The sequence below is a fragment of the Pseudonocardia sp. T1-2H genome (assembly GCF_038039215.1).
Lineage (GTDB): Bacteria > Actinomycetota > Actinomycetes > Mycobacteriales > Pseudonocardiaceae > Pseudonocardia.
Map to the genome: position 1 here is coordinate 2,901,857 of NZ_JBBPCL010000001.1, position 24,773 is coordinate 2,926,629.

Consider the following 24,773-nt stretch of genomic DNA (forward strand, 5'->3'; position numbering starts at 1 on the left):
CGACACTCCCTGGAGGCCTCTCGTGTCCGCACCACCCGCCCCGCCCGCGTCCGCCCCCATCCGGGTGCCGGCCGGGACGACGGCCGGGGCCCGCGTGCGCGAGGGTGGCCTGCCCACCAGCGGACCCGGCGCGATCGTCGTCGTCAAGGACTCCGACGGGACGCTGCGGGACCTCGCCTGGGCCCCGGACGTCGACGCCGAGGTCACCCCGGTCACCGCGGACTCCGACGAGGGCCGCAGCGTGATCCGGCACTCCGCCGCGCACGTCCTCGCCCAGGCCGTGCAGCAGCTGTACCCGGAGGCGAAGCTCGGCATCGGCCCGCCGATCACCGACGGCTTCTACTACGACTTCGACGTCCCGGTGCCGTTCACCCCCGAGGACCTCACGAAGCTCGAGTCGGCGATGAAGAAGATCGTCAAGGCCGGGCAGCGGTTCTCCCGCCGCCGGTTCGACTCGCTCGACGAGGCCCGCAAGGAGCTCGCGGACGAGCCGTACAAGCTCGAGCTGATCGACCTGAAGGGTGCCGGTACCGAGGCCGACGACGAGGTCATGGAGGTCGACGCGTCCGGCGAGCTGACCGCCTACGACAACGTCCACGCCCACACCGGCGCGGTCGTCTGGTCGGACCTCTGCCGCGGCCCGCACCTCCCCACCACGAAGTTCATCCCGGCGTTCAAGCTCCTCCGCAGCGCCGCCGCGTACTGGCGGGGGAGCGAGAAGAACCCGCAGCTGCAGCGCATCTACGGCACCGCCTGGGAGAGCCAGGAAGCCCTCGACGCGTACCTGGAGCGGGTCGCCGAGGCCGAGCGGCGGGACCACCGCCGGCTGGGCGCCGAGCTGGACCTCTTCTCGTTCCCGGACGAGATCGGCTCCGGCCTGCCCGTCTTCCACCCCAAGGGTGGGATCATCCGCCGGGAGATGGAGGACTACTCGCGCCGCCGGCACGAGCAGGCGGGCTACCAGTTCGTCAACACCCCGCACATCACCAAGGGGCAGCTGTTCCGCACCTCGGGCCACCTCGAGTGGTACGAGGAGGGCATGTACCCGGCCATGATCCTCGACGAGGAGCGCAGCGCCGACGGGACCGTCCGCAAGCCCGGCCAGGACTACTACCTGAAGCCGATGAACTGCCCGATGCACAACCTGATCTTCGACGCGCGCGGGCGCAGCTACCGCGAGCTGCCGCTGCGGCTGTTCGAGTTCGGGACGGTGTACCGGTACGAGAAGTCCGGCGTGCTGCACGGGCTCACCCGCGCCCGCGGCTTCACCCAGGACGACGCGCACATCTACTGCACCGAGGAGCAGATGCAGGGGGAGATCCGCTCCCTGTTGGACTTCGTGCTCGGCCTGCTGCGGGACTACGGCCTGGACGACTTCTACCTCGAGCTCTCGACCCGCAACCCGGAGAAGTCCATCGGCAGCGACGAGGACTGGGAGCGCGCCACGGACGCGCTGCGCGAGGCCGCCGAGGCGTCGGGTCTGGACCTGGTGCTGGACCCGGGCGGGGCGGCGTTCTACGCGCCCAAGATCAGCGTGCAGGTGAAGGACGCGATCGGCCGCAGCTGGCAGATGTCCACCATCCAGGTCGACCTGATGCTGCCGGACCGCTTCGACCTCGAGTACACGGCGTCGGACGGCAGCCGCAAGCGCCCCGTCATGATCCACCGTGCGCTGTTCGGTTCGATCGAGCGCTTCTTCGGCGTGCTGCTGGAGCACTACGCCGGGGCGTTCCCGGCGTGGCTGGCGCCCACCCAGGTCGTCGCGATCCCGGTGACGGACGAGCAGGTCCCCGCCGCCGACAAGATCGCCGCGGCGCTGCGGGAGCGTGGCGTCCGCGTCGAGGTCGACGCCGGGGACGACCGGATGCAGAAGAAGATCCGCACGCACACTCTGCAGAAGGTGCCGTTCATGCTGCTCGCGGGCGCCCGGGACGTCGAGGCGGGCGCGGTGAGCTTCCGCTTCCGGGACGGCACCCAGACCAACGGCGTGCCGGTGGACCGGGCCGTCGAGGCCATCGCCGCCTGGGTCGCGAGCCGGAACAACTCGTCCCCGACCGCCGACACGTTCCCCCTCGGCAGCTGACGCGGCCCGTGCACGGTAATCGTCGCCGGGGCGACGATTACCGCGCACGAGCACCGCGGGTGTCGTCCCCTAGGATCGTGCGGGTGAGTGATCAGGCCCGGGAGCCGGAGCTGGAACCCCGGGACGGTGTCGGTACCCCGGACGGGTTCCGCCGGCTCTGGACCCCGCACCGGCTGGCCTACATCAAGGAGGCCGGTGAGGGCGGGTGCCCGTTCTGCCGGATCCCGATGTTGCCGGACGAGGAGGGCCTGGTCGTCGCGCGCGGGGAGACGGTGTTCGCGCTGCTCAACCTGCACCCGTACAACCCGGGGCACCTGATGATCCTCCCGTACCGGCACGTCGCCGAGCTCGAGGACCTGACGGACGCCGAGGCCGGCGAGCTGATGGCGTTCACCCAGCGGGCGATCCGGGCGATGAAGAAGGTCGCCGCGCCGCACGCGTTCAACGTCGGGCTCAACCTCGGCACGGTCGCGGGCGGCTCGCTCGCGGACCATCTCCATCAGCACGTCGTGCCTCGGTGGGGCGGGGATGCGAACTTCATCGCCGTCGTCGGGCAGACCAAGGTGATCCCGCAGCTGCTCACCGAGACCCGCGAGCTCCTCGCCGAGGCCTGGGAACCGGCCGCGGACGGCTGAAGGTGCGCCGGGGAGCCTGCGGCGGCCCGGAGGTGCGGTCCTACTAGGCTGATGTTCCGCACACCCGTCCGGCAGGAGTCGGCCCCCTCACGATGCTGAACGTCTTCGCGCGTGCCTCCGTCAACCGCGTGACCGACCCGATCGGCCGCTGGCTGGTCGAACGCGGGGTGACGCCGGACGCGGTCACCGTGTTCGGCACCGTCGGGGCCGCGGCGTCGGCGCTGTGGTTCCTCCCGCGCGGCCAGCTCGCGCTCGCCCCCTGGTTCATCACCTTCTTCGTGCTCCTGGACCTGGTCGACGGCGCGATGGCGCGCGCCCGCGGGCACGGCACCCCGTTCGGCGCGGTCCTGGACTCCACGTGCGACCGGCTCGCGGACGGTGCGCTGTTCGTCGGCCTCACCTGGTGGTGCCTCGGCGTCGGGGAGCACCGCACCCTCGGCATCGCCGCGCTGATCTGCCTGGTCGCGGGCCAGCTGGTCTCCTACGTGAAGGCCCGCGCCGAGGGCATGGGTCTCAACGCGGACGGCGGGCTGGTCGAGCGGGCGGAACGGCTGATCGTCGCCCTGCTGGGCACGTTCCTGCAGGGCGTCGGGGTGCCGTACGCGCTGGACGTCGCACTGTGGGGGCTGGCGGCGGCGTCGGTCTGGACGGTCGGGCAGCGGATCGTCGCGACCTACCGGAGCGCGCAGGAGCAGGCCCGGGAGGTGCCGTGACCACGCCCGCGGCGACCCGCGCGGAACGGGCCGCGGACCTCGGGTTCGCGGCGGCGTGGCGGTTCGTGCGGCTCCTGCCCGAACCGCTGGCGCGGGCGGCGTTCCAGGTCGGCGCGGATCTCGCGGTCCGGCGGGACGGCGCGGGCGTCCGCCGCCTGCGCGGTCACCTCGCGCGGGTCGTGCCCGGGGCGGACCCGGACGCGCTGGTCCGGGACGGGATGCGCAGCTACGCCCGCTACTGGTGCGAGGCCTTCCGGCTGCCCGCGATGGACCCGTTCGACGTGCAGCGCCGGATGGACCCGCACATGGAGGGCGCGGACGCGCTCCGGGCGTCGATCGCCGAGGGGCGCGGGGTCGTCGTCGCGCTGCCGCATTCCGGGAACTGGGACGTCGCCGGGCTCTGGATGGTCGAGGAGATGCGCCGGCAGGGGCGTCCCGCGGCGATCACCACCGTCGTGGAGCGGCTGCGGCCGGAGCCGCTGTTCCGCCGGTTCGTGGAGTACCGGGAGCGGCTGGGCTTCGAGGTCGTCGCCGCGGACGACGGCCGGGCCGCCCACCGCGCGCTGACGAACCGGCTGCGGTCCGGGGGAGTCGTGTGCCTGGTCGCGGACCGGGACCTGACCGGCGCCGGTGTCGACGTCACGTTCTTCGGCGAGCGCGTCCGGATGCCCGCCGGCCCCGCGCAGCTGGCCGCGCTGACCGGTGCCGCGCTGCATCCCGCCTTCTGCACCTTCACCCCGGACGCCTGGGGCGCGCGCGTGCTGCCGGCCGTCCCGGTCCCGGACCGCGCGGCCGTGCCGAAGGCCACCCAGCAGGTTGCGGAGGCGTTCGAGCAGCTCATCCGCCGGGCGCCGGCGGACTGGCACATGCTCCAGGAGCTGACCCCGGCCCGGCGGCGGCCGTCATGAGGATCGGGATCGTCTGCCCGTACTCCCTCGACGTCCCCGGCGGGGTGCAGGCGCACGTCGTCGACCTGGCGAAGGCGCTGCTGGCCCTCGGCCACCAGGTGGACGTGCTGGCCCCGGCGGACGACGACACGGTCCTCCCGGACTTCGTGACCGGCGCGGGCAAGGCGCTCGGCGTCCCCTACAACGGCTCCGTCGCGCGCGTGACGTTCGGCCCGCTCACCTACGCGCGGGCGAAGCGCTGGCTCGCCGAGCACGATTTCGACGTCCTCCACCTGCACGAACCCACCACGTTCAGCATCTCCGTCCTGGCCCTGCTGGCCGCGGAGGGGCCGATCGTCGCGACCTTCCACACCGCCACCGAGCGCTCCCGCGCCCTGCACGCGTTCGGCGGGATGCTGCGGCCGCTGATGGAGAAGGTGACGGCCCGGATCGCGGTCTCGACGCTCGCCCGGCGGGTGCAGGTACAGCACCTCGGGGGAGACGCCGTCGAGATCCCGAACGGCGTCGACGTCCCGTTCTTCCGGGACGGGCCCACGCTGCCGGGGTATCCGCGCCGCGGAACCGTCGGCTTCCTGGGCCGCTTCGACGAGCCCCGCAAGGGCATGCCGGTCCTGCTCGACGCGCTGCGGGAGATCGCCCCGCGACGTCCCGACCTGCGGCTCCTCGTCGTCGGGCGGGGGGACGCGGACGCGCTGCGTAAGCACGCGGGACCGGCGCTCGCCCCGCGGCTGGACGTCCTCGGCCCGGTCGACGACGCGACGAAGGCCGCCGCACTGCGCTCGATGGACGTCTACTGCGCCCCCAACCTGGGCGGCGAGAGCTTCGGCATGGTGCTCACGGAGGCGATGGCGGCCGGCGCGCCGGTCGTCGCCAGCGATCTGGAGTCGTTCCGCCGGGTGCTCGGCGTGCCGGTGCCCGCGGGGGTCCTGGTGTCCACAGGGGACGCGCAGGCGCTCGCCCACGGCCTCGACGCCCTGCTGGACGACCCGTCCAGGCGGGCCGCGTTCCGCGCCGCCGGCCGGGAGAGGGTCGCCGCGTTCGACTGGCCCGTCGTCGCGTCCGCGGTGCTGCGGGTCTACCAGGCCGCCATCGCCGCGGACCCGCGCCGCGTGCACCCCGCCGGCGGTGCCGCGTGAGCGCGCTCGCCTGGGTGCTGATCGCCCTCGCCGTGGTCGTCGTGGTGATCGTCACCGTGCTCTGCGTGGCCCGCTCCTGGCGGCTGGACCGGCTGCACATCCGGGTCGACGGCGCGAGTGCCGGGCTCGACGACGCGCTCGCCCGGCGCGCCGCCGTCGCCCTGGACGTCGCGGCGCTGCGGGGACGCCCCGCAGAACCGCTGCGGGCCGCCGCGGAACGGGCCGGGCGCCTCGGCTCGGGTGCCGCGGCGGGGGAGCGGGAGGGTGCGGAGAACGCACTGACCAGGCAACTCGCCGCTGTCGACCGGACCGCGCTGCCCACCGCGCTGCACGCCGAGCTGATCGACGCCGAGCAGCTCGTGATCCTGGCCCGCAGGGTGCACAGTGACGCGGTCCGGGACACCCTCGACCTGCGGTCGCGACGGCTGGTGCGGTGGCTGCGGCTCCACGGGACCGCGCCGTTGCCGCAGTACTTCGAGATCGCGGACCCGGAGCCCGTCGCGACGAGGCGCAGCGCTCCCGCCTGACCACGGGACCGCCGCGAGTACTGACGTACCATCGGGTGTCGTCCGCCGACGTGCGGGAACACCAGAGAAGTCGTGAAGTGAGAGAGGTACCCCAGTGTCGTCCGATGAGGTCGCTCCCGACACCGCCGGCCCCCAGCTCGGTACGGCCCGCGTCAAGCGCGGGATGGCCGAGATGCTCAAGGGGGAGTGATCATGGACGTGGTCACCCCCGAGCAGGCGAAGATCGCCGAGGACGCGGGTGCCGTGGCCGTCATGGCGCTCGAGCGGGTCCCGGCGGACATCCGCGCCCAGGGCGGCGTCGCGCGCATGAGCGACCCGGACATGGTCCAGGGGATCATCGACGCCGTCAGCATCCCGGTCATGGCGAAGGCCCGGATCGGGCACTTCGTCGAGGCGCAGGTGCTGCAGTCCCTCGGCGTGGACTACATCGACGAGTCCGAGGTGCTGACCCCGGCGGACGAGGCGCACCACATCGACAAGTGGGCCTTCACCGCCCCCTTCGTCTGCGGCGCGACCAACCTGGGCGAGGCCCTGCGGCGCATCTCCGAGGGTGCGGCCATGATCCGCTCGAAGGGCGAGGCCGGCACCGGCAACGTCGTCGAGGCCACCCGGCACATGCGCTCGATCCGCTCCGAGATCCGCAAGCTCGCCGCGCTGGACGAGGCGGAGCTGTTCGTGGCGGCCAAGGAGCTGCGCGCGCCGGTCGAGCTCGTCGCCGAGGTCGCCAAGGCGGGCAAGCTGCCGGTCACGCTGTTCACCGCGGGCGGCATCGCCACGCCGGCGGACGCCGCGATGATGATGCAGCTCGGCGCCGAGGGCGTCTTCGTGGGCTCGGGCATCTTCAAGTCCGGGGACCCCGCGCAGCGCGCCGAGGCCATCGTCAAGGCCACGACGTTCTTCGACGACCCGGACGTCATCGCCAAGGTTTCCCGTGGCCTGGGTGAGGCGATGGTCGGCCTGAACATCGCGGACCTGCCCGCCGAGCAGCGTTACGCGAGCCGCGGCTGGTAAGCCCGCTCCACCCGCTCAGAACGCCCCGTCCGGCACCGCCGGGCGGGGCGTTCTGCTGTGCCGGTCCGCCCGTGATCACGTCCCGGGCGGCGCGTCGATCTTCCTGCCATGATCGCGATCATGAAGATCGATCACCCGTCCGGGAGGCAACCCCGCCGTTCGTCGCGTTCGACCAGGCGTTCGAGACCGTTCGGCGCGCCCGAACGGCTGATCGGCGCTATCCGGACATATCTCCGAACACCCTCCGTGTCACCCGAGGGAGTTGATCTGTACCCGGTGTGGTGAACAGGGGACGCGTGGTGACGCAGTGGCGCTTAGTCTCCGCCGTGACGGATGTGATTCGAGGGGAAGAGGAGACGGATGAGGCGCTACCTGGCCATCGGCGGCATCGTCGTCGGGACGATGCTCGCGGGTTCGATGGCGGCGAGCGCACAGCCCGCTCCCGCCCCCTCGGAGTGCCCTACGGCGTCGGCCCCGGCCGCCCCGGGTGACGCTACGGCGGCCGCCGGCCCCGCGTCCTCCTCGGACGCTCCTGCCGACCCGGGCTCCTCCGCGTCCGGGCAGTCGGGTCCGGGCGAGCCGGCGGGTTCGACGTCGGCGGAGCCCGGGACGTCGGACGAGCAGCCGCCGGGCGAGACCCCGGCCGGCAGCGGCGACCCCGCGACCGGTGAGACTCCGAAGGTGGCCGAGACACAGCGGGACGACTCGTCCGGGGCTGCGGGCGGCGACTCCGGTGCCGAGGGGTCGGGGGGCCACGGCGGCCCGTCCGGCGGGAAGCCCGCTGACGACCGGCCGAGCGAGGAGAAGCCCGCCGCCGATCCGGCCGCGGCGGCCGATCCCGGGCCGACCCCGGCGGACCCGTGCGCCCCGGGGAGACCGTCCCCGGCGAGAGCACCAGCGCCGGCAAGCTCCTGAACTGGGGCGAGCCGAACCGCGTCGACACGTTCGACGGGACCGCGCTGAAGAGCGACTGGAACGTCTACGACGGGGTGGGCCACGCCGGCAACGGCCGCCGCACGCCGGACGCCTTCTCGGTCAAGGACGGCATCATGACGATCACCGGCGACTCCGCGGGCAGCACCGGCGGCATGGCCTGGAACCCCGGCCAGAAGTACGGCCGCTGGGAGGGCCGGGTGAAGGCGCCCGCCAGCGACGAGAGCTACAACGCGCTGCTCCTGCTCTGGCCCGACGCCGAGAACTTCCCGGTCGGCGGCGAGATCGACTTCATGGAGATGACCGACCACACCCGACAGTCCACGAACATGTTCCTGCACTACGGCAGGGACAACAAGCAGGTCCAGGGCGACGTGAAGATCGACGCGACCGAGTGGCACAACTGGGCCGTCGAGTGGACGCCCACGCACGTCGCGGCGTTCGTCGACGGCAAGGAGTGGTGGCGCACCACGGAACGCAGCATCCTCCCGCCCGGCCCGATGCACCTCTGCATCCAGCTCGACTGGTTCCCCAAGGGCGGCGACGTCCAGGAGTCACACATGTACGTCGACTGGGTCAAGCAGTACGCGCTGAGCCCCGGTGACATCGCCGAGGGCGCCGTGGACGACGCGGCGCAGCTCGCCGACGACGCGATCGCCGAGGCCGGCTCCCTGCCGCGCGCCGCGGCAGGCGCCGCGAGCGGGGTGGCCGGAGCCGCAGCGGGCCGCGCCACCGAGGGGGTGCCCGCCGCCGGTGCGGTGGCCGGGGTCACGGGCCGCGTCGTCGAGGGCGGCCCGGATCCCGTCCCCGGGCCTGTGCCGGACCCGTCGGGAGCGCTACGGGGCGCGGGCCTCGTGCCGAACCCGGTCCGCAGCGACGGCTGACCTGCGCACGCCCGAGGGCGTCCCCGAACCGGGGGCGCCCTCGGGCGTGCGTGAGGCGGTGCCCCGGCCACCGCTCGTGACCGCGCAGGCGTGATCACGATCCTGGGATCAGGACCGACTCCTGTCGTCGCTCCCGCTCCCGAAATCGCGATCATCCCTCGCCCGTCCCGGGTACGGGCCGGGCGGTGTGCGCCTCCGAGTCCAGCGACCACGATCCCGACTCGCGCGGCCTCCGGCCCCGACTCGCGGGGTCTCAGACCGCGACTCGCCGGGTCTCAGACCGCGACTCGCGGGGTCTTCGACGGCGAGCCGGTCCAGCACCGCGACCTTCGCGCCCTCCGCGGCGAACCGGCGGGCGATCTCCGCGCCGATCCCGCGGGCGGCGCCGGTGACGGCGACCCGCCGGCCGGCGAACCGGGCGCTCATGCCGGCGGCGCCAGGTCGAACCGGGCGACCTCGGCGAACGCCCCGCCCAGGTACTCCCCGCTGCGTTCCTTCCCGCGCTCCGCCGTCGCCGCCGTCTGGTCGCCGAGGACGCGGCTCGGGCCGAAGTCGTCCGAGAGCCGGCCGAAGGACACCGACCCGCCGAACCGGCCGGGGGCGGAGAGGTCGGTCGACAGGCGGGTCACGCCCGAGACGCTACGTCGGATGCGTTGCGATGACGGCACATCCGGTTGGTCGGTATGCCGGTTCCGTCGGGCGCGGGGCCGGCCGCGCGACCGCAACACCCGCCGGTGGCCCCTACCGGTACTCCATCAGCAGGACCGCCGTCGTGCCCGGCTCGAGCGCGCGGTAGCTGTGCGCCCGGTCGCCCGGGAAGTAGGCGTAGTCGCCCGGGCCGAGCTCGACCTCCTCGCCGGCCGGTCCGCAGAGCCAGCGGCCCGCGGTGACGAGCAGGTGCTCGCCCGTCCCGGGGATGTGCGGGTCCGCGGTGCGCGCCGGCCCGGGCTCGGCGGTGATCACGTGCAGGTCCCGCCGGACGCCGGGCGGGCTCGCGGCCAGCAGCGTCCCGGTGAAGGGGGAGTGCTCGGACGGGATGACGACGTGCTCCTGCGCCCGCACGACCCGCACGCCCTCGCCCGGCGGGTCGACGAGGCGGCTGAACGGGACGTCCAACACGACCGCGATCGCCCACAGCGTCTCGACGCTCGGGTTCCCCGACCCGGCCTCGAGCTGGGACAGCGTGGACTTGGCGATGCCCGCGCGCCGCGCGAGCTCGCCGAGCGAGAGACCCATCCGGTCCCGCTCGCGGCGTACGGCGGCGGCGATGGTCGCGAGGGGCTTCGCCCGGTCCATCGGGGTTCGATCCATCGGTCCTCGTGTTCGGCTTGACGAACGCTGGCGCGGTGTTCAGTGTAGGGAACAATGTGTTCGGTACGGAGAACGATACGGTCCCTCGACCGCGATGACCTGCGCGACGCGCTGGCCCTCGCGGCCGCGATCATGGTCGTCGGGATGTCGTTCGGGGCTCTCGCCGCCGCGGCGGGCGTGCCGTTCGTGCTCGCGGTGGGGATGTCCGTGCTGGTCTTCGCCGGCGGCTCGCAGTTCCTGGCCGTCGCCGTGGTGGCCGCCGGCGGTGCGCCGGTCGCGGCGGTGGTGGCCGGGTTGCTGCTCAACCTGCGGCTGCTCCCGTTCGGGCTTGCGGTCGGCAACGTCGTCGGGACGGGATGGGTGGCCCGGGTGCTCGGCGCCCACATCGTGGTCGACGAGGTGGTCGCGTTCTCCCGGGCCCGGCCGCCGGAGCGGGCGCGCAGCGCTTACCGGCTGTCCGGCGCGCTGCTGTTCCTCGGGTGGAACGCCGGCACGGTCGTCGGGCTGGTCGCGGGTGCGGCGGTTCCGGACCCGAACGCGTTCGGTGTCGACGCCGCGTTCCCGGCCGCCCTGCTCGCGCTCCTGCTGCCCGCCCTGCGCGGCGCCGACGCGCGGCGCGTGGGGATCGTGGCCGCGGTCCTCGCGCTCGCCGCCACCCCGTTCCTGCCGCCCGGCCTCCCGGTCCTCGTCGCCCTCGGCGGCCTGCTCGTCGCCGGCCGCACCCCCGCGAGCCGAGGTCGATCCGTCGCCGGATCGGGCTGCCCCTCATGACGTGGACCGCGGTGCTCGCCCTCGCCGCCGGCACCTACCTGCTCCGCCTCGGCGGGATCCTGCTCCGGGACCGGGTGACGATGCCCGAACGCCTGGAGCGGCTCGTCGACCTCGGGGCGACCGCGCTGCTCGTCGGCCTGGTCGCGACCGCCGCGCTCACCGAGGGCGGCGGCTTCGCGGGCTGGGCCCGGCCGGCCGGGGTGCTGGTCGGGGGCCTCGCGGCGTGGTGGAAGGTGCCGTTCGTGCTGGTCGTGATCCTTGCTGCGGGGACGACGGCGGGGTTGCGGTTCGTCGGCGTCGAGTAGGCGTCCGGGCCGGCCCGGAGGTCGTTCGGCGCGCGGGTTCGGCGGCTCTGGGCGACGATCGGCGGGTGCGTGTCCTGGTGATCGGTGGGACCGGCTACGTCGGCGCCCGGCTCGTCCCGCGCCTGCTCACCGACGGGCACACCGTCCGCTGCCTGGTGCGCGATCCGGCGAAGCTGGCCCGCGAGGCGTGGGCGCAGCGGGTCGAGGCGCGGGTCGGGGACGTCGCGGAGCCCGGGGTGAGCGCGGCTGCGTGCCGGGACGTCCACGCCGTCGTCTACCTCGTGCACTCGATGGACGGGCCGGACTTCGCCGAGCGGGACCGGGCCGCCGCCGCCGTCCTGGCCGCCGCCGCGCGGGAGGCGGGCGTGCAGCGCATCGTCTACCTGGGCGGGCTGCAGCCCAGCGGCGGGAACGGGACGTCGGAGCACCTCGAGTCCCGCGAGCAGGTGGGCCGGATCCTGCTCGGCTCCGGCGTCCCGACCGCGGTGCTGCGGGCCGGGATCGTCGTCGGCCGTGGGTCCGCGAGCTTCGAGATGGTCCGCCACCTCGCCGAGACGGTCATGGGCGGCCTGCCGCTGCTGGCCGTGCCGGACCGGGCCTGGAACCGCGTCCAGCCCGTCGCCGTCGACGACGTGATCCACTGGCTGGCCGGCAGCCTCACGCTGCCCGCGGACGTCTCCCGTGCCTTCGACGTCGGCGGTCCGGACGTGCTCCGCTACCTCGACCTCATGAACGACTACGCCCGCGAGGCCGGGCTCGCCAGGCCGCTCGCGGTACCCGTCCCCGTCTCCGCGCCCCGGCTCGCCGCGCGCGCCGTCGGCCTGCTGACGCCCGTGGACCGCCGGCTCGCGGGCCCGCTGCTCGAGTCCCTGGCCCACGAGCTCGTCGTGCACGAGGACGACCTGGCCGACCTGGTCGGCGAGCCCCCGGGCGGCCGGACGCCGTACCGCGCCGCCGTGCGCCGCGCCCTCGCGGAGGACGGCCCGGCCGGCGGATCGCCCAACGATCCGGCCGGATCCGGGCCCGCCGTGCTGTCCGGGGAGGACGTGGAGCACGTGGCCGCGCCGGTGGACGTCCTGTGGTCCGTGATCACCGGGCTCGGCGGCGACGAGGGCTGGTACACGGTCCCGGGGGTGTGGCGGCTGCGTGCGCTGCTCGACGGGCTGGTCGGGGGTGTCGGGGATCGACGGACCAGACCGGCGCGGCTCGTCGCCGGGGCGGCACTGGACTGGTGGCGCGTCGAGGACGTCGACCCCGGGCGGTCCCTGCTGTTGCGCGCCGAGATGAAGCTGCCCGGCGTCGCGCGCCTCGAGCTGCGGGCGGAGCCGGCCGGGGAGGGGCGTAGCCGCTACGTCCAGCGCGTCACGTTCACCCCGCGCGGGCTGGCCGGGCGGGCCTACTGGTTCGCCCAGCGGCCCGCCCACGACGTGGTCTTCGGGGTCACGGCGCGCACGGTGGCCGGGGTCGCGGCCGACCGCTTCCGCCGGGGCTGATCAGGAGACCTCCGTCCAGCGGGAGGGCCGCCTGCTGAGCCCCGCCGTCCCGGAGGTCATGGCGCGGAGCTCGGTCGGGTAGCGGAGCAGCTCGGCGCAGGGCACCTCCGCCCGGACGACCGTGTGTCCCGGCGTGTCCACGTCGGTGCCGAGCACCCGCGCCCGCCGGGCCGAGAGGTCACCCAGCACGGCACCGAGGTGGGTGTCGAGGATCCGCACGGACACCTCGTCGACCGGCTCCAGCAGCCGGACCCCGCAGCTCCCGGCCGCCTCCCGGAGTGCGAGCGCACCGGCCGTCTGGAACGCGGCGTCCGAGGAGTCCACGCTGTGCGCCTTGCCGTCGACGAGCGTCGCCCGCACGTCGACGACGGGGTGCGGGGGCTCGTCCGGCGCGGCCGGCAGCCCGCGTTCGAGCTGGGCGCGGATGCCCTTCTCCACGCTGGGCACGAACTGGGTGGGCACCGAGCCGCCGACCACCTTGGACACGAACTCGAAGCCGCCGCCGCGCGGGAGCGGTTCGAACTCGACATGGCACACGGCGTACTGACCGTGCCCCCCGGACTGCTTCACGTGCCGGCCGGTGGCCCGGACGCCGCGGTCGAGGGTGACCCGCATCGGCACCCGGACGTCCTCGGTGTCGACCTCGGCCCCGGCGGCCCGCAGGCGTGAGAGCACGACGTCCGCGTGCGCCTCGCCCATGCACCACAGGACGGTCTGGTGGGTCTCGGCGTTGCGCTCCAGCCGCAACGCCGGATCGGCGGCGACGAGCTTCGCGAGGGTGCGGGCGAGGGTGTCCTCGTCCCCGCGCTTGCGGGCGACGACGCCGACCGGCAACAGCGGTTCGGGCAGGTTCCACGGCCGGAGCAGGAGCGGGTCGTCCGCGGCGGACACGGTGTCCCCGGTCTCGGCGCCGGAGAGCTTGGTGAGGGCGCAGATGTCGCCGGCGACGCAGGCTTCGATCTCCCGCAGGGTGGCGCCGAGCGGGGAGTAGACGTGGGTGAGGCGCTCGTCGGAGTCGTGCCGCTCGTTCTCCGGGCTCGTCCGGGGAGCGGGGACGTGCCCGCTGACGTGCACCGTGTTCTCCGGCCGCAGCGTCCCGGAGAACACCCGGACCACCGTGACGCGGCCGACGTAGGCGTCCGCCGAGGTCCGGACGACCTCGGCCGCGAGCGGCCCGTCCGGGTCCGCGGTGAGCGGTGCGTGCGCGGTGCCGTCGGTGCGGCTCACGAAGGGGAGCGGGTGCTCGAGCGGCGAGGGGAAGCCGCCGACGAGCACCTCGAGCAGGGCGTCCAGGCCCGTCCCGCTGCCCGCGCAGACCGGGATCACCGGGTGGAACGACCCGCGCGCGACGGCGGTCTCGAGGTCGTCGATCAGCGCGGCCGTCTCGAGCTCGTCGCCGCCGAGATAGCGGTCCATGAGCGTCTCGTCCTCGGACTGCTCGATGATCCCCTCGATGAGCGCCCCACGGGCGTCCTCGCTGCCGTTGGGTGCCGCACCCTCCGGGGTCTGCGTCAGCAACCCGTAGAGCCCGGCCAGGCCGCCGGAAGGCCCGGGGATCGGCAGGTAGAGCGGCGCGACCCCCGAGCCGAAGGCCTCCTGGCAGGCCAGCACGGTCGCCGCGATGTCCGCCTGGGCCTGGTCGCAGCGCGCCACGACGACGGCGCGCGGCATCGCGACCCCCCGGCACTCGTCCCAGAGGGCGACCGTGGCCGGGTCCACCGAACCCTCGCGCGCCTCCACGGCGGGAACGACGAAGAGCGCGCCGTCCGCGGCCCGCAGTCCCGCGCGCAGCTCGCCGACGAAGTCCGCGTAGCCGGGGGTGTCGATCAGGTTGATCTTGGTGCCCTCGTGCAGCAGGGGGGCGACGGACAGCGCGACCGAGCGCTGCTGGTGGACGGCGGCGGGATCGTGGTCGCACACCGTCGTCCCGTCGGGCACGGTGCCCTGCCGCGGGATGGCGCCGGTGTGCGCGAGCAGCGCCTCCACCAGCGTCGTCTTCCCGGATCCGGACGGCCCGACGAGCACGACGTTGCGGATCCGGGCGGGATCGGTCACGAGAACGCCCGCCGGGCTGGTGCCCGTCCGGCGGTCCTTGCCGGTCGCTGGTCTGACGGTCATCGGGGACCACCTCCGCGAGGCCCGCACGCCCACCGCGTCGTGGGACGTGGTTGTGACGAAGTCCACTCCTCTTGGGGCTCGTGCACAAGTCTCCCGTGTGATGCAGGCGGGTGACGGCCCGCGAGTAAGGTCGTCCGCCGTGCCCATTCCCGGTCCCGGTTACGCCATCATCGTGCGCGTTCAGGCGCCCTCCTCCGCCAGTGCCGCGGGGGATCTCGCGGTCGCGGTCGGCCGCGTCGGCGGCGTCGTCACCGCGTTCGACGTCGTCGAGTCCCACACCGACTCGATCGTCGTCGACATCAGCTGCAACGCCCTGAACGAGGATCACGCCACGGAGATCACCGACGCGCTCGGCGCGCTCGACGGGGTCACCGTCCGCAAGGTCTCCGACCGCACCTTCCTGGTCCACCTCGGCGGCAAGATCGAGATCCAGTCGAAGGTCAGCCTCCGCAACCGGGACGACCTGTCCCGCGCCTACACCCCCGGCGTCGCCCGGGTCTGCCAGGCGATCGCGGCCAACCCGGCGGACGCCCGGCGCCTGACCATCAAGCGCAACACGGTCGCCGTCGTCACCGACGGGTCCGCGGTGCTCGGCCTGGGCAACCTGGGCGCGGCCGCGTCGATGCCGGTCATGGAGGGCAAGGCGGCGCTGTTCAAGCGCTTCGCCAACGTGGACGCCTGGCCCGTCGCCCTGGACACCCAGGACACGGAGGAGATCATCCGCACGGTCCAGGTGATCGCCCCGGCCTACGGCGGCATCAACCTGGAGGACATCGCGGCGCCGCGCTGCTTCGAGATCGAGCGCCGGCTGCGGGACCTGCTGGACATCCCGGTCTTCCACGACGACCAGCACGGCACCGCCGTCGTCGTCCTCGGCGCCCTGCGCAACGCGCTGCGCGTGGTCGGCAAGGACTTCACGGACAGCACGATCGTGGTCTGCGGCGTCGGCGCGGCAGGGTCGGCGATCATCCGGCTGCTGCAGTCGGAGAAGCCGGGGGACGTGCTCGCCGTCGACCTCGACGGGATCGTGCACGAGGGCCGCCCCGGCCTCGACGACAACCTCACCTCGATCGCCTCGCACACCAACAACTCCGGCAAGCGGGGCAGCCTCGCGGACGCGCTCGTCGGCGCGGACGTGTTCATCGGGGTGTCGGCGCCGAACCTGTTCGGGGCCGCGGAGGCCGCCACGATGAACGACGACGCGATCATCTTCGCCCTGGCCAACCCTGACCCGGAGATCGACCCGTCGATCGCGCAGCAGCACGCCGCGGTGGTCGCGACGGGCCGCTCGGACTACCCGAACCAGATCAACAACGTCCTCGCGTTCCCCGGCATCTTCCGCGGCCTGCTGGACTCCGGCGCGCACGACATCACCGACCGGATGCTGCTCGCGGCCTCCGCCGCGATCGCGAACGTCGTAGCCGAGCCGAATGCGTCCTTCATCGTGCCGAGCGTCTTCGACTCCAGCGTGGCCCCCGCCGTCGCCGAGGCCGTCCGGCAGGCCGCCCAGGAGGCCGCCGCGGCCGGCGAGGTCGTCGCCGGGCTCTGACGCCCGCCGCCCCCCGCGAGTCGGGCTCAGGGACCCGCGAGTCGGGCTCAGGGACCCCGCGAGTCGGGGGGTGGTGCCGTCGCCGGTCGCGGGACATCCGTGCGCCACCTGGGTGAACGCCGTCACGGACTATCCTGGAGGCCGTGATCGAGTCCGGGCCGACCGTCGGAGTCCTCGCCCTCCAGGGCGACGTTCGTGAGCACCTCGCCGCCCTCCGGGCGTCCGGCATGCGGGCGGTCCCCGTGCGCCGCGCGTCGGAGATCGAGGTCGTCGACGGGCTGGTGATCCCGGGCGGGGAGTCGACCACGATGAGCCGGTTGCTCGGCGTCTTCGACCTGCTCGAACCGCTGCGGGCCCGGATCGCCGACGGGATGCCGGCCTACGGCTCGTGTGCCGGGATGATCCTGCTGGCCTCCGAGGTGCTCGACGGCCGGCCGGACCAGCAGCAGCTCGGCGGCCTGGACGTCGTCGTGCGGCGCAACGCCTTCGGCCGCCAGGTGGACTCGTTCGAGTCGGACCTGGACGTCGTCGGGGTCGAGGGCGGTCCCGTGCGCGCCGTGTTCATCCGGGCGCCGTGGGTCGAGAAGGCCGGCGCGGACGTCGAGGTGCTCGCCTCCGTCCCGTCCGTGGGGAGCGAGGGCCAGGACCCGGGCGCCGCGGCGGGCCGCGCGGTGGCGGTGCGCCAGGGGAATGTGGTGGCGACGGCCTTCCACCCGGAGCTGACGGGCGACGGCCGGGTGCACGCGCTCTTCGCCGAGATCGTCCGCGGGGCCGGCTGAGACGTCGGTCCTGATGAGGGGCCGGGTGCGGATGCGGGGCGAGGTCCGCTCCGGCTCCGCCGTCGGTAGCATGGACGAGATCTGGCAGGCCGCCGCGCGTCTCCCGCGCGAGCGCCTGCGCGCCTGCCGTGGGACACCGAGGTCGCCGGCCGGGCGGTACTGACCAGTAGGAGGGACGGGGCAGCCGATGAGTGGCCACTCCAAATGGGCGACGACGAAGCACAAGAAGGCCGTCATCGACGCCCGGCGCGGCAAGATGTTCGCGAAGCTCATCAAGAACATCGAGGTCGCGGCCAGGACCGGCGGTGGCGACCCCGACGGCAACCCGACGCTCTACGACGCCATCCAGAAGGCGAAGAAGAGCTCGGTGCCCAACGACAACATCGACCGCGCCGTCAAGCGCGGCTCCGGTGCGGACGGCGGCGGCGCCAACTACGAGACGATCACGTACGAGGGCTACGGCCCCAACGGCGTCGCGCTGCTCATCGAGTGCCTCACGGACAACCGCAACCGCGCGGCGACCGAGGTCCGCACGGCGATGACCCGCAACGGCGGTGCGATGGCGGACCCCGGGTCCGTCGCGTACCTGTTCACCCGTAAGGGTGTCGTCGTGCTGCCGAAGGCCGGGCTGACCGAGGACGACGTGCTGCTCGCGGTGCTCGACGCCGGCGCCGAGGAGGTCAACGACCTGGGCGAGAGCTTCGAGGTCGTCGCCGAGGCCACGGACCTGGTCGCCGTGCGCACCGCGCTGCAGGAGGCCGGGATCGACTACGACTCCGCGGACCCGACCTTCCTGCCCTCGATGCAGATCGAGCTGGACGCCGAGGGCGCCAAGAAGGTCTTCAAGCTGATCGACGCGCTCGAGGACAGCGACGAGGTCCAGAACGTCTACTCGAACTTCGACGTGTCCGACGAGGTCATGGCCGAGGTCGGCTGACCCTCCCGTTCCACCGGCGCCGTCCCCGGACCGGGGGCGGCGCCGTCGTGTGTCCACAGCGGTGTCGGCCGCCCGCGGAGGTGGAGGGGTCGCCCGACCGGAACTGTCGGGGGTCGGTTCTAGACTCGCCCCTGATGAGCCCCGCCACGAAGACCCCAGCAACCAAGGCGCCAGCGAAGAAGGCGCCCGGCAAGGCAGCCGCGAAGCCCGCGGCCCCGCCGCCCGGCAAGCGCCTGCTGCTGCTCGACGGGCACTCGCTCGCCTACCGGGCCTTCTTCGCGCTGCCCGCGGAGAACTTCCGCACGGGCACGGGCCAGACCACGAACGCCGTCTACGGCTTCACGTCGATGCTCATCAACCTGCTCCGGGACGAGCAGCCCACGCACCTCGCCGTGGCGTTCGACGTCTCCCGCAAGACCTTCCGCTCGGAGCGCTACGCCGAGTACAAGGCCAACCGGACGACGACGCCGGACGACTTCCGCGGCCAGGTGGACCTCATCAAGGAGGTCCTCACGGCGCTGGCCGTCCCGTTCTTCGCGGTGGAGAACTACGAGGCGGACGACGTGATCGCCACCCTCGCCACACAGGCGGAGGCGGGCGGCTTCCACACGCTCATCACCACCGGGGACCGGGACGCGTTCCAGCTGGTCACGGACAACGTGACGGTGCTCTACCCGAAGCGCGGGGTGTCGGACCTGGGCCGGATCGACCCGGCGGAGGTCGACGCGCGGTACGGGCTCACCCCCGCGCAGTACCCGGACTTCGCCGCCCTGCGGGGGGACCCCAGCGACAACCTGCCCAACATCCCCGGCGTCGGCGAGAAGACCGCCGCGAAGTGGGTGCGCGAGTTCGGCTCGCTCGCCGAGCTCACAGACCGGGTGGACGAGGTCAAGGGCAAGGCGGGGGACGCGCTGCGCGCGAACCTGGCGAACGTGCTGCTCAACCGCCAGCTCACCGAGCTGGTGCGGGACGTGCCGCTGCACTCCGCGCCCGAGGAGCTCGAGGTCCGGCCCTGGGACCGGGACGCCGTGCACCGCCTGTTCGACGAGCTGGAGTTCCGGGTCCTGCGCGAGCGCCTGTTCGCGACGCTGCAGAGCGCCGAGCCCGAGGCGGACGAGGGTTTCTCGGTGCAGGGCGCGGCCGTCCCGGCCGGCGGCCTGCGAGCCTGGCTGGAGGAGAACGCGCGGGACGGCCGCCGGGTCGGGTTGTCCTTCTCCGGGCTGACCGGCGGGATCACCGAGCGGGACATCAGCGGCGTCGGCCTCGCGACGGGCGAGCCGAGCTTGGAGGCCCGGGCCGGCGGCGCCCGGGCCGGCGTGCCGCAGGCCGGTTACGTCGCGCTGGAGAACCTGCTGCCGGACGACGAGGCGGCGCTGGGGGAGTGGCTCGCGGACGCGTCGGTCCCGAAGGCGGTGCACGACGTCAAGGCGTCCCTGCACGCGCTGCGGGCCCGCGGCTGGACGCTGGCCGGGCTCACCAGCGACACCGCGCTCGCGGCCTACCTGGCCCGGCCGGGGCAGCGCAGCTTCGATCTCGCGGACCTGGCGTTGCGCTACCTGCGCCGGGAGCTGCGGCAGGAGAGCGAGGCCGCCGACGGCCAGCTGTCCCTGCTGGGGGGCGAGGAGGAGGCGGACGCGCAGTTCGCCGAGGAGCAGATGGTGGCGGCCTCGGCGGTGGTCGAGCTCGCGGACGCGCTGGACACGGAGCTGGCGGAGCGGCACGGGACCGAGCTGCTCGCCGGGCTGGAGCTCCCGCTGGCGTTCGTGCTGGCGGACCTGGAGACCGTGGGCATCGCGGTCGACCGCGATCTCCTGGAGTCGCAGGAGACCGAGTTCGCGGCGCAGGTGAAGCAGGCCGCCCAGGACGCCTACGCGGTGATCGGCAAGGAGATCAACCTCGGCTCGCCGAAGCAGCTGCAGGTCGTGCTGTTCGACGAGCTGAACATGCCGAAGACCAAGCGCACCAAGACCGGCTACACCACGGACGCGGACTCGCTGCAGAGCCTCTTCGAGCAGACCGAGCACCCGTTCCTGCAGCACCTGCTGCAGCACCGGGACGCCACCCGGCTCAAGGTCACGGTGGACGGGCTGCTGAAGTCGATCGCGCCGGACGGCCGGATCCACACCACCTACAGCCAGACGATCGCGGCGACGGGCCGGCTCTCCAGCACGGACCCGAACCTGCAGAACGTCCCGATCCGCACGGCCGCGGGCCGCCGGATCCGGGAGACGTTCGTGGTCGGCGAGGGCTACGGGCAGCTCATGACGGCGGACTACAGCCAGATCGAGATGCGGATCATGGCCCACCTCTCCGAGGACGCCGCGCTGATCGAGGCGTTCAACTCGAAGCGGGACTTCCACTCGGAGACCGCGTCGAGGGTGTTCGGCGTCGACGCCGCGGAGGTGACCCCGGAGCAGCGCGCCAAGATCAAGGCGATGAACTACGGCCTGGCCTACGGGCTGTCGGCGTTCGGTCTGTCCGCGCAGCTGCGAATCTCGACCGAGGAGGCCCGGGGCCTCATGGACGACTACTTCGAGACGTTCGGCGGGGTGCGGGACTACCTTCGCTCGATCGTCGAGGTGGCCCGCAAGGAGGGCTACACCGAGACGATGCTCGGCCGCCGCCGCTACCTGCCGGACCTCACCAGCGACAACCGGCAGCGCCGCGAGATGGCCGAGCGGATGGCGCTCAACGCCCCGATCCAGGGCAGCGCGGCGGACATCATCAAGGTCGCGATGCTGAACGTGCACCGGGCGCTGGCGGCCGAGGGCCTGCGGAGCAGGATCCTGCTGCAGGTGCACGACGAGCTGGTGCTCGAGGTGGCCGACGGCGAGCAGGAGGCCGTGGAGACGCTGGTGCGGCGGGAGATGGGTGCCGCGCACGAGATGTCCGTGCCGCTCGAGGTGTCCGTGGGCTACGGCCGCAGCTGGGACGACGCCGCCCACTGATCCCGGAGCTCGAGGGTCGCGGGACCGGCGCGGAGCGTGCCGTCGGAGAGCGGTTCGCACCGCACCCCGCCGCGCCCCCGGAGGGCCTTGAAAGCACCCGGGGCGAGGACGACGTCCATCCACCGGCACGGGTTCGCGGGCCGGTGGACGCGGAACCGGACCGGGCCGTCGCCGGTGTCCAGGGTGAATTCCGCCCCGGCCCCGCCGCGGGGGGCGGCCAGCTCGTCCACGGGGAAGCCCCTGGTCACGATCGTGCGGCGGACCAGGACGGGATCGAACGTGGCACTGCCGAGCTCGGCCGCGACGGCGTCGAGGGACTCCGCGGCCAGGAGCGTCACCGACGCCAGCCGGTGCGCGGCGCGGCCGTGGTACCGGTCCCCGACGACGCCGAGCCCGGCGCGCACCTCGATCCGCTCGCGCCTCGGGTCCTCGGGATCGGGGCGCGGGCCGTCCGCGGGGCGGCCCTCGAACGCGTGGACCGGCGAGGCCACGAGCGCGACGATCTCGATCTGCACGCCCCGATCATGCGTGAGCCCGGCCCGGCGTCGTGGACCGGCGGCCGGGCCCGTGCCCGGATGTGCCGTTCCGGCGCGCCACGGCGCGGCTGCGGGGAAGCCGGGCGGTAGCGTTCCGGTGACGGTCGGCGAGGGCCGTCGGCGAGCGGTGGGGGAGATGCTGGTGCGGGTGCTCGGAGTCGACCCGGGGCTCACGCGCTGCGGTCTGGGCGTCGTCGACGGCGGCGTCGGACGCGCCGTGACCTGCGTCGACGTCGGCGTGGCCCGGACCGGGACCGAGCTGTCGATCGACCAGCGGCTGCTCGGGGTCGCGGACGAGGTGGAGCGCTGGATCACCCGGCACCGCCCGGACGTCGTCGCGATCGAGCGGGTCTTCAGCCAGCACAACGTGCGCACGGTGATGGGCACCGCCCAGGCGAGCGGGGTGGTGGCGCTCGTCGCCGCCCGGGCGGGGCTGCCCGTCGCGTTTCACACCCCGAGCGAGGTCAAGGCGGCCGTGACGGGGGAGGGCCGCGCGGACAAGCACCAGGTCACGGCCATGGTCACCCGTCTGCTGCGGCTCGCCGAGGCCCCGCGGCCCGCGGACGCCGCGGATGCGCTCGCGCTCGCGATCTGCCACTGCTGGCGGGCGCCGATGATCAGCCGGATGGCCGAGGCGGAGGCGCGGGCGGCGGAGTTCGCCAAGGCGCACAAGGCGCGGCTCGCGGCGGCGCAGAAGGAGCGGCTCGCCGAGGCCGCGCGGGCCAGGCGCTGACCCCACCCAGGGGAGGGTGCCGAACTGTCGGACCCGCCCGGTAGCCTCCGGCGTCGAACTACTGTTCGTAACAGCAGGCAGGGGTGGCAGGGTTGATCGCGTCGGTGCGGGGTCCCGTTCTCGAGATCGGGCTGGACCACGCGGTCGTGGAGGTCGGCGGGGTCGGGCTGGCCGTGCACGCCACCCCCAGCACCCTGGCCGGGTTGCGACGCGGCGTCGAGTCCCGGCTGGCCACCACCCTGATCGTGCGCGAGGACTCGCTGACCCTGTTCGGATTCGCGGACGCGGACGAGCGGGAGCTGTTCCTGCTGGTCCAGACGGTCAGCGGGATCGGCCCGCGGCTCGCCCTCGCCACCATCGCGGTCCTGGAGCCGGACACGCTCCGCCGCGCACTCGCGGACGGGGACCTCACCACCCTGCAGCGCATCCCGGGCGTCGGGAAGAAGAGCGCGGAACGCCTGGTCGTCGAGCTGCGGGACAAGGTCGCCGCGCCCGCGACGGTCCCGGTCGGGGCCTCGGCCGCCCCCGCCGCCGGGGGCGCCGGCGGCAGGCGGGAGCAGGTCGTCGAGGCGCTCGTCGGGCTCGGGTTCACCGCCCGGCCGGCCGAGCAGGCCGTCGACGCGGTGCTGGCCCGGTCGCCGGACGCGGCGGCCGCCGAGCTCCTGCGGTCCGCGTTGTCGAGCCTGGGCCGCTCACGGTGAGGTGGCGATGACGATGGAGGACGACGGCTCGCGGGACGTCTCGCCGGAGGCCGTGTCGGAGGACGTGGAAGTCGAGAACTCGCTGCGTCCCCGCCGGCTGTCGGAGTTCATCGGCCAGCCGCGCGTGCGGGAGCAGCTGCAGCTGGTCCTCGAGGGCGCCCTGCGCCGCGGGGACCCGCCGGACCACATCCTGCTCTCCGGCCCGCCGGGGCTGGGCAAGACGAGCCTGTCGATGATCGTCGCCGCGGAGCTCGGCGCCTCGATCCGGCTCACCTCCGGGCCCGCGCTGGAGCGGGCCGGGGACCTCGCCGCGATGCTCTCGAACCTGCTCCCGGGGGACGTCCTGTTCATCGACGAGATCCACCGCATCGCCCGGCCCGCCGAGGAGATGCTCTACCTCGCGATGGAGGACTTCCGGGTCGACGTCGTCGTCGGGAAGGGCCCCGGCGCCACGTCGATCCCGCTGGACATCGCCCCGTTCACGCTGGTCGGCGCCACCACGCGGTCCGGAGCGCTCACCGGGCCGCTGCGGGACCGGTTCGGCTTCACCGCGCACATGGAGTTCTACGAGCCGGACGAGCTGGAGCTCGTGCTCAAGCGCGCGGCCACGATCCTGGGCGTCGACCTGCACCCGGACGGCGGCACCGAGATCGCCCGCCGCTCCCGGGGCACGCCCCGCATCGCCAACCGGCTGCTGCGCCGGGTCCGGGACTTCGCCGAGGTGCGCGCAGACGGGGCCGTCACCCGGCAGGTCGCCCGGGACGCGCTGGCCGTCTACGACGTCGACGAGCTCGGCCTGGACCGGCTGGACCGGGCCGTGCTGAGCGCCCTGGTGCGGTCCTTCCACGGCGGACCGGTGGGTGTGTCCACGCTCGCCGTGGCAGTCGGCGAGGAACCCGGTACCGTCGAAGAGGTATGCGAGCCCTACCTCGTGCGGGCCGGGATGCTGGCCCGCACGCCGCGGGGCCGGGTCGCGACGCCGGCCGCCTGGAAGCACCTCGGTCTGACGCCGCCGCCGGAGACCCCCGGGGTCTCGTCACTGTTCTGATCGCGGACGGGCCCGCGGCCTGCAGCGATACCGGTGGACGTGCCGCAACCGGGACACGGGCGGACTGGCACACTCGACATCTCGACGAGCCTCACGAACGGAGAAAACCGGACACGATGGACATCAGCCTGCTCTTCCCCGTCCTCATCCTCCTCCTCTTCATCCCGATCTTCCTGTCGGGCCGCAAGCAGAAGCGTGCCATGGCCGCGACCCAGCAGATGCAGTCGGCGCTGGACACCGGGGACGTCGTGGTGACGACCTCCGGCCTGCGCGCGACCGTCGTCGACGCCTCCTACGAGGAGACGATCGACCTGGAGATCGCCGACGGCGTCGTCACCACCTGGCTGCGCGCCGCGGTGCGCGAGAAGGTCGACCCCACGCCGGAGGACTTCAGCACCCCGGCCGAGGCCGACTCGGACACCGTGACCAGCGCGGACGCCGCCGACACGACGACCACGACGGACAGCTCGGACACTCCGGGCACCGACGGCAGGTCGAACGACCGCAGCTGACGCGTCGCCTGCGTCCGGTGCCGGGGGCGCTCGATGCCCCCTGCCGGACGTGCGGCAGCATGCAGCACTGAAGCGGGCCGACTCCGGCGCTCTGACGTGTGCGTCCTCGGGCACACGGTCGCAGGTGCCGGGCCCGGCTGCGCCCAGCGAGTAGGACCCAGGCCGACCCCCGGAGTGACGACGGGCCGTGCCGCAAAGGAGT

The 24,773-nt window shown here is 73.8% G+C and carries 24 protein-coding genes and 1 pseudogene; 20 read left to right on the plus strand and 5 right to left on the minus strand.

What is annotated here, in order from left to right; genetic code table 11:
• Positions 1-22 precede the first annotated feature (22 nt).
• From thrS to WBK50_RS14525, 9 genes and pseudogenes are all read left to right on the plus strand, one after another.
• On the plus strand, positions 23-2,083 hold the full coding sequence (gene thrS, locus WBK50_RS14485; RefSeq protein ID WP_341336120.1) for a threonine--tRNA ligase: 2,061 nt from the start codon (positions 23-25) through the stop codon (positions 2,081-2,083).
• Positions 2,084-2,166: 83 nt separating this feature from the next.
• Positions 2,167-2,718 (plus strand): HIT family protein, encoded by a 552-nt coding sequence (locus WBK50_RS14490; protein WP_341336121.1) that lies wholly within the window; start codon positions 2,167-2,169, stop codon positions 2,716-2,718.
• A gap of 92 nt (positions 2,719-2,810) precedes the next feature.
• Positions 2,811-3,431: a phosphatidylinositol phosphate synthase gene (gene pgsA, locus WBK50_RS14495; RefSeq protein ID WP_341336122.1), complete on the plus strand. Its 621-nt coding sequence runs from the start codon at positions 2,811-2,813 to the stop codon at positions 3,429-3,431.
• Positions 3,428-4,339, plus strand: coding sequence for a phosphatidylinositol mannoside acyltransferase (locus WBK50_RS14500; RefSeq protein ID WP_341336123.1), 912 nt, complete (start codon positions 3,428-3,430; stop codon positions 4,337-4,339). The genes pgsA and WBK50_RS14500 overlap by 4 nt, the downstream gene beginning before the upstream one ends.
• Positions 4,336-5,475: a glycosyltransferase family 4 protein gene (locus WBK50_RS14505; RefSeq protein ID WP_341336124.1), complete on the plus strand. Its 1,140-nt coding sequence runs from the start codon at positions 4,336-4,338 to the stop codon at positions 5,473-5,475. The genes WBK50_RS14500 and WBK50_RS14505 overlap by 4 nt, the downstream gene beginning before the upstream one ends.
• Complete coding sequence (locus tag WBK50_RS14510; RefSeq protein ID WP_341336125.1) at positions 5,472-6,002, plus strand: NUDIX hydrolase; 531 nt, start codon at positions 5,472-5,474, stop codon at positions 6,000-6,002. Before WBK50_RS14505 ends, WBK50_RS14510 begins: the two co-directional genes overlap by 4 nt.
• A gap of 163 nt (positions 6,003-6,165) precedes the next feature.
• A pseudogene (pdxS, locus tag WBK50_RS14515) lies at positions 6,166-7,013 on the plus strand (pyridoxal 5'-phosphate synthase lyase subunit PdxS).
• Positions 7,014-7,373: 360 nt separating this feature from the next.
• A complete protein-coding gene (locus WBK50_RS14520; protein ID WP_341336126.1) occupies positions 7,374-7,928 on the plus strand; it encodes a hypothetical protein in 555 nt (184 codons plus the stop codon).
• Positions 7,874-8,830 (plus strand): glycoside hydrolase family 16 protein, encoded by a 957-nt coding sequence (locus WBK50_RS14525; protein WP_341336127.1) that lies wholly within the window; start codon positions 7,874-7,876, stop codon positions 8,828-8,830. Before WBK50_RS14520 ends, WBK50_RS14525 begins: the two co-directional genes overlap by 55 nt.
• A 108-nt stretch (positions 8,831-8,938) precedes the next feature.
• Here WBK50_RS14525 and WBK50_RS14530 read toward each other — a convergent pair whose 3' ends face one another.
• The 3 genes from WBK50_RS14530 to WBK50_RS14540 all read right to left on the minus strand — a co-directional run bounded on the left by WBK50_RS14530 (position 8,939) and on the right by WBK50_RS14540 (position 10,141).
• A complete protein-coding gene (locus WBK50_RS14530; RefSeq protein ID WP_341336128.1) occupies positions 8,939-9,256 on the minus strand; it encodes an SDR family NAD(P)-dependent oxidoreductase in 318 nt (105 codons plus the stop codon).
• Positions 9,253-9,459: a hypothetical protein gene (locus WBK50_RS14535; protein WP_341336129.1), complete on the minus strand. Its 207-nt coding sequence runs from the start codon at positions 9,457-9,459 to the stop codon at positions 9,253-9,255. Before WBK50_RS14535 ends, WBK50_RS14530 begins: the two co-directional genes overlap by 4 nt.
• A 112-nt stretch (positions 9,460-9,571) precedes the next feature.
• The gene (locus tag WBK50_RS14540; protein WP_341336130.1) at positions 9,572-10,141 is read right to left on the minus strand and encodes a helix-turn-helix domain-containing protein; all 570 of its coding nucleotides are present in this window, start codon (positions 10,139-10,141) and stop codon (positions 9,572-9,574) included.
• Between the two features lie 54 nt (positions 10,142-10,195).
• On the opposite strand from WBK50_RS14540, the gene WBK50_RS14545 reads away from it, so the two are divergent.
• From WBK50_RS14545 to WBK50_RS14555, 3 genes are all read left to right on the plus strand, one after another.
• Positions 10,196-10,912 (plus strand): AzlC family ABC transporter permease, encoded by a 717-nt coding sequence (locus tag WBK50_RS14545; protein ID WP_341336131.1) that lies wholly within the window; start codon positions 10,196-10,198, stop codon positions 10,910-10,912.
• The gene (locus WBK50_RS14550) at positions 10,909-11,217 is read left to right on the plus strand and encodes an AzlD domain-containing protein (RefSeq protein ID WP_341336132.1); all 309 of its coding nucleotides are present in this window, start codon (positions 10,909-10,911) and stop codon (positions 11,215-11,217) included. The genes WBK50_RS14545 and WBK50_RS14550 overlap by 4 nt, the downstream gene beginning before the upstream one ends.
• A 65-nt stretch (positions 11,218-11,282) precedes the next feature.
• Positions 11,283-12,710: a DUF2867 domain-containing protein gene (locus tag WBK50_RS14555; RefSeq protein WP_341336133.1), complete on the plus strand. Its 1,428-nt coding sequence runs from the start codon at positions 11,283-11,285 to the stop codon at positions 12,708-12,710.
• Here the strand turns inward: WBK50_RS14555 and WBK50_RS14560 are convergent, their stop codons facing one another.
• Positions 12,711-14,828 (minus strand): elongation factor G-like protein EF-G2, encoded by a 2,118-nt coding sequence (locus WBK50_RS14560; protein WP_341336134.1) that lies wholly within the window; start codon positions 14,826-14,828, stop codon positions 12,711-12,713. It abuts the gene before it with no gap.
• A gap of 139 nt (positions 14,829-14,967) precedes the next feature.
• Here WBK50_RS14560 and WBK50_RS14565 point away from each other — a divergent pair, with 139 nt between their 5' ends.
• The 4 genes from WBK50_RS14565 (at position 14,968) to polA (ending at position 21,041) form a co-directional block, all read left to right on the plus strand.
• Positions 14,968-16,377, plus strand: coding sequence for an NAD-dependent malic enzyme (locus tag WBK50_RS14565; protein WP_341336135.1), 1,410 nt, complete (start codon positions 14,968-14,970; stop codon positions 16,375-16,377).
• Between the two features lie 146 nt (positions 16,378-16,523).
• Positions 16,524-17,156 carry a pyridoxal 5'-phosphate synthase glutaminase subunit PdxT gene (gene pdxT / locus WBK50_RS14570; protein WP_341339386.1) on the plus strand — a complete coding sequence of 211 codons (633 nt, stop codon included), beginning with the start codon at positions 16,524-16,526 and terminating at the stop codon, positions 17,154-17,156.
• Positions 17,157-17,343: 187 nt separating this feature from the next.
• Entirely contained in the window at positions 17,344-18,093 is a 750-nt protein-coding gene (locus WBK50_RS14575) for a YebC/PmpR family DNA-binding transcriptional regulator (protein ID WP_341336136.1), read from the plus strand.
• A 134-nt stretch (positions 18,094-18,227) separates the two neighbouring features.
• Positions 18,228-21,041 (plus strand): DNA polymerase I, encoded by a 2,814-nt coding sequence (gene polA, locus WBK50_RS14580; RefSeq protein ID WP_341336137.1) that lies wholly within the window; start codon positions 18,228-18,230, stop codon positions 21,039-21,041.
• Here the strand turns inward: polA and WBK50_RS14585 are convergent.
• Positions 21,008-21,556, minus strand: a complete 549-nt coding sequence (locus WBK50_RS14585; protein WP_341336138.1) for an MOSC domain-containing protein — start codon at positions 21,554-21,556, stop codon at positions 21,008-21,010. The genes polA and WBK50_RS14585 overlap by 34 nt on opposite strands.
• Positions 21,557-21,719: 163 nt before the next feature.
• Between WBK50_RS14585 and ruvC the strand changes: the two genes are divergently transcribed.
• The 4 genes from ruvC (at position 21,720) to yajC (ending at position 24,571) form a co-directional block, all read left to right on the plus strand.
• Entirely contained in the window at positions 21,720-22,310 is a 591-nt protein-coding gene (gene ruvC / locus WBK50_RS14590) for a crossover junction endodeoxyribonuclease RuvC (RefSeq protein ID WP_341339387.1), read from the plus strand.
• Between the two features lie 92 nt (positions 22,311-22,402).
• On the plus strand, positions 22,403-23,011 hold the full coding sequence (ruvA, locus tag WBK50_RS14595; protein ID WP_341339388.1) for a Holliday junction branch migration protein RuvA: 609 nt from the start codon (positions 22,403-22,405) through the stop codon (positions 23,009-23,011).
• 13 nt (positions 23,012-23,024) lie between these two features.
• Complete coding sequence (gene ruvB, locus WBK50_RS14600; RefSeq protein ID WP_341339389.1) at positions 23,025-24,059, plus strand: Holliday junction branch migration DNA helicase RuvB; 1,035 nt, start codon at positions 23,025-23,027, stop codon at positions 24,057-24,059.
• Between the two features lie 116 nt (positions 24,060-24,175).
• Positions 24,176-24,571, plus strand: coding sequence for a preprotein translocase subunit YajC (gene yajC / locus WBK50_RS14605; protein ID WP_341336139.1), 396 nt, complete (start codon positions 24,176-24,178; stop codon positions 24,569-24,571).
• The last annotated feature ends 202 nt before the right edge of the window (positions 24,572-24,773 follow it).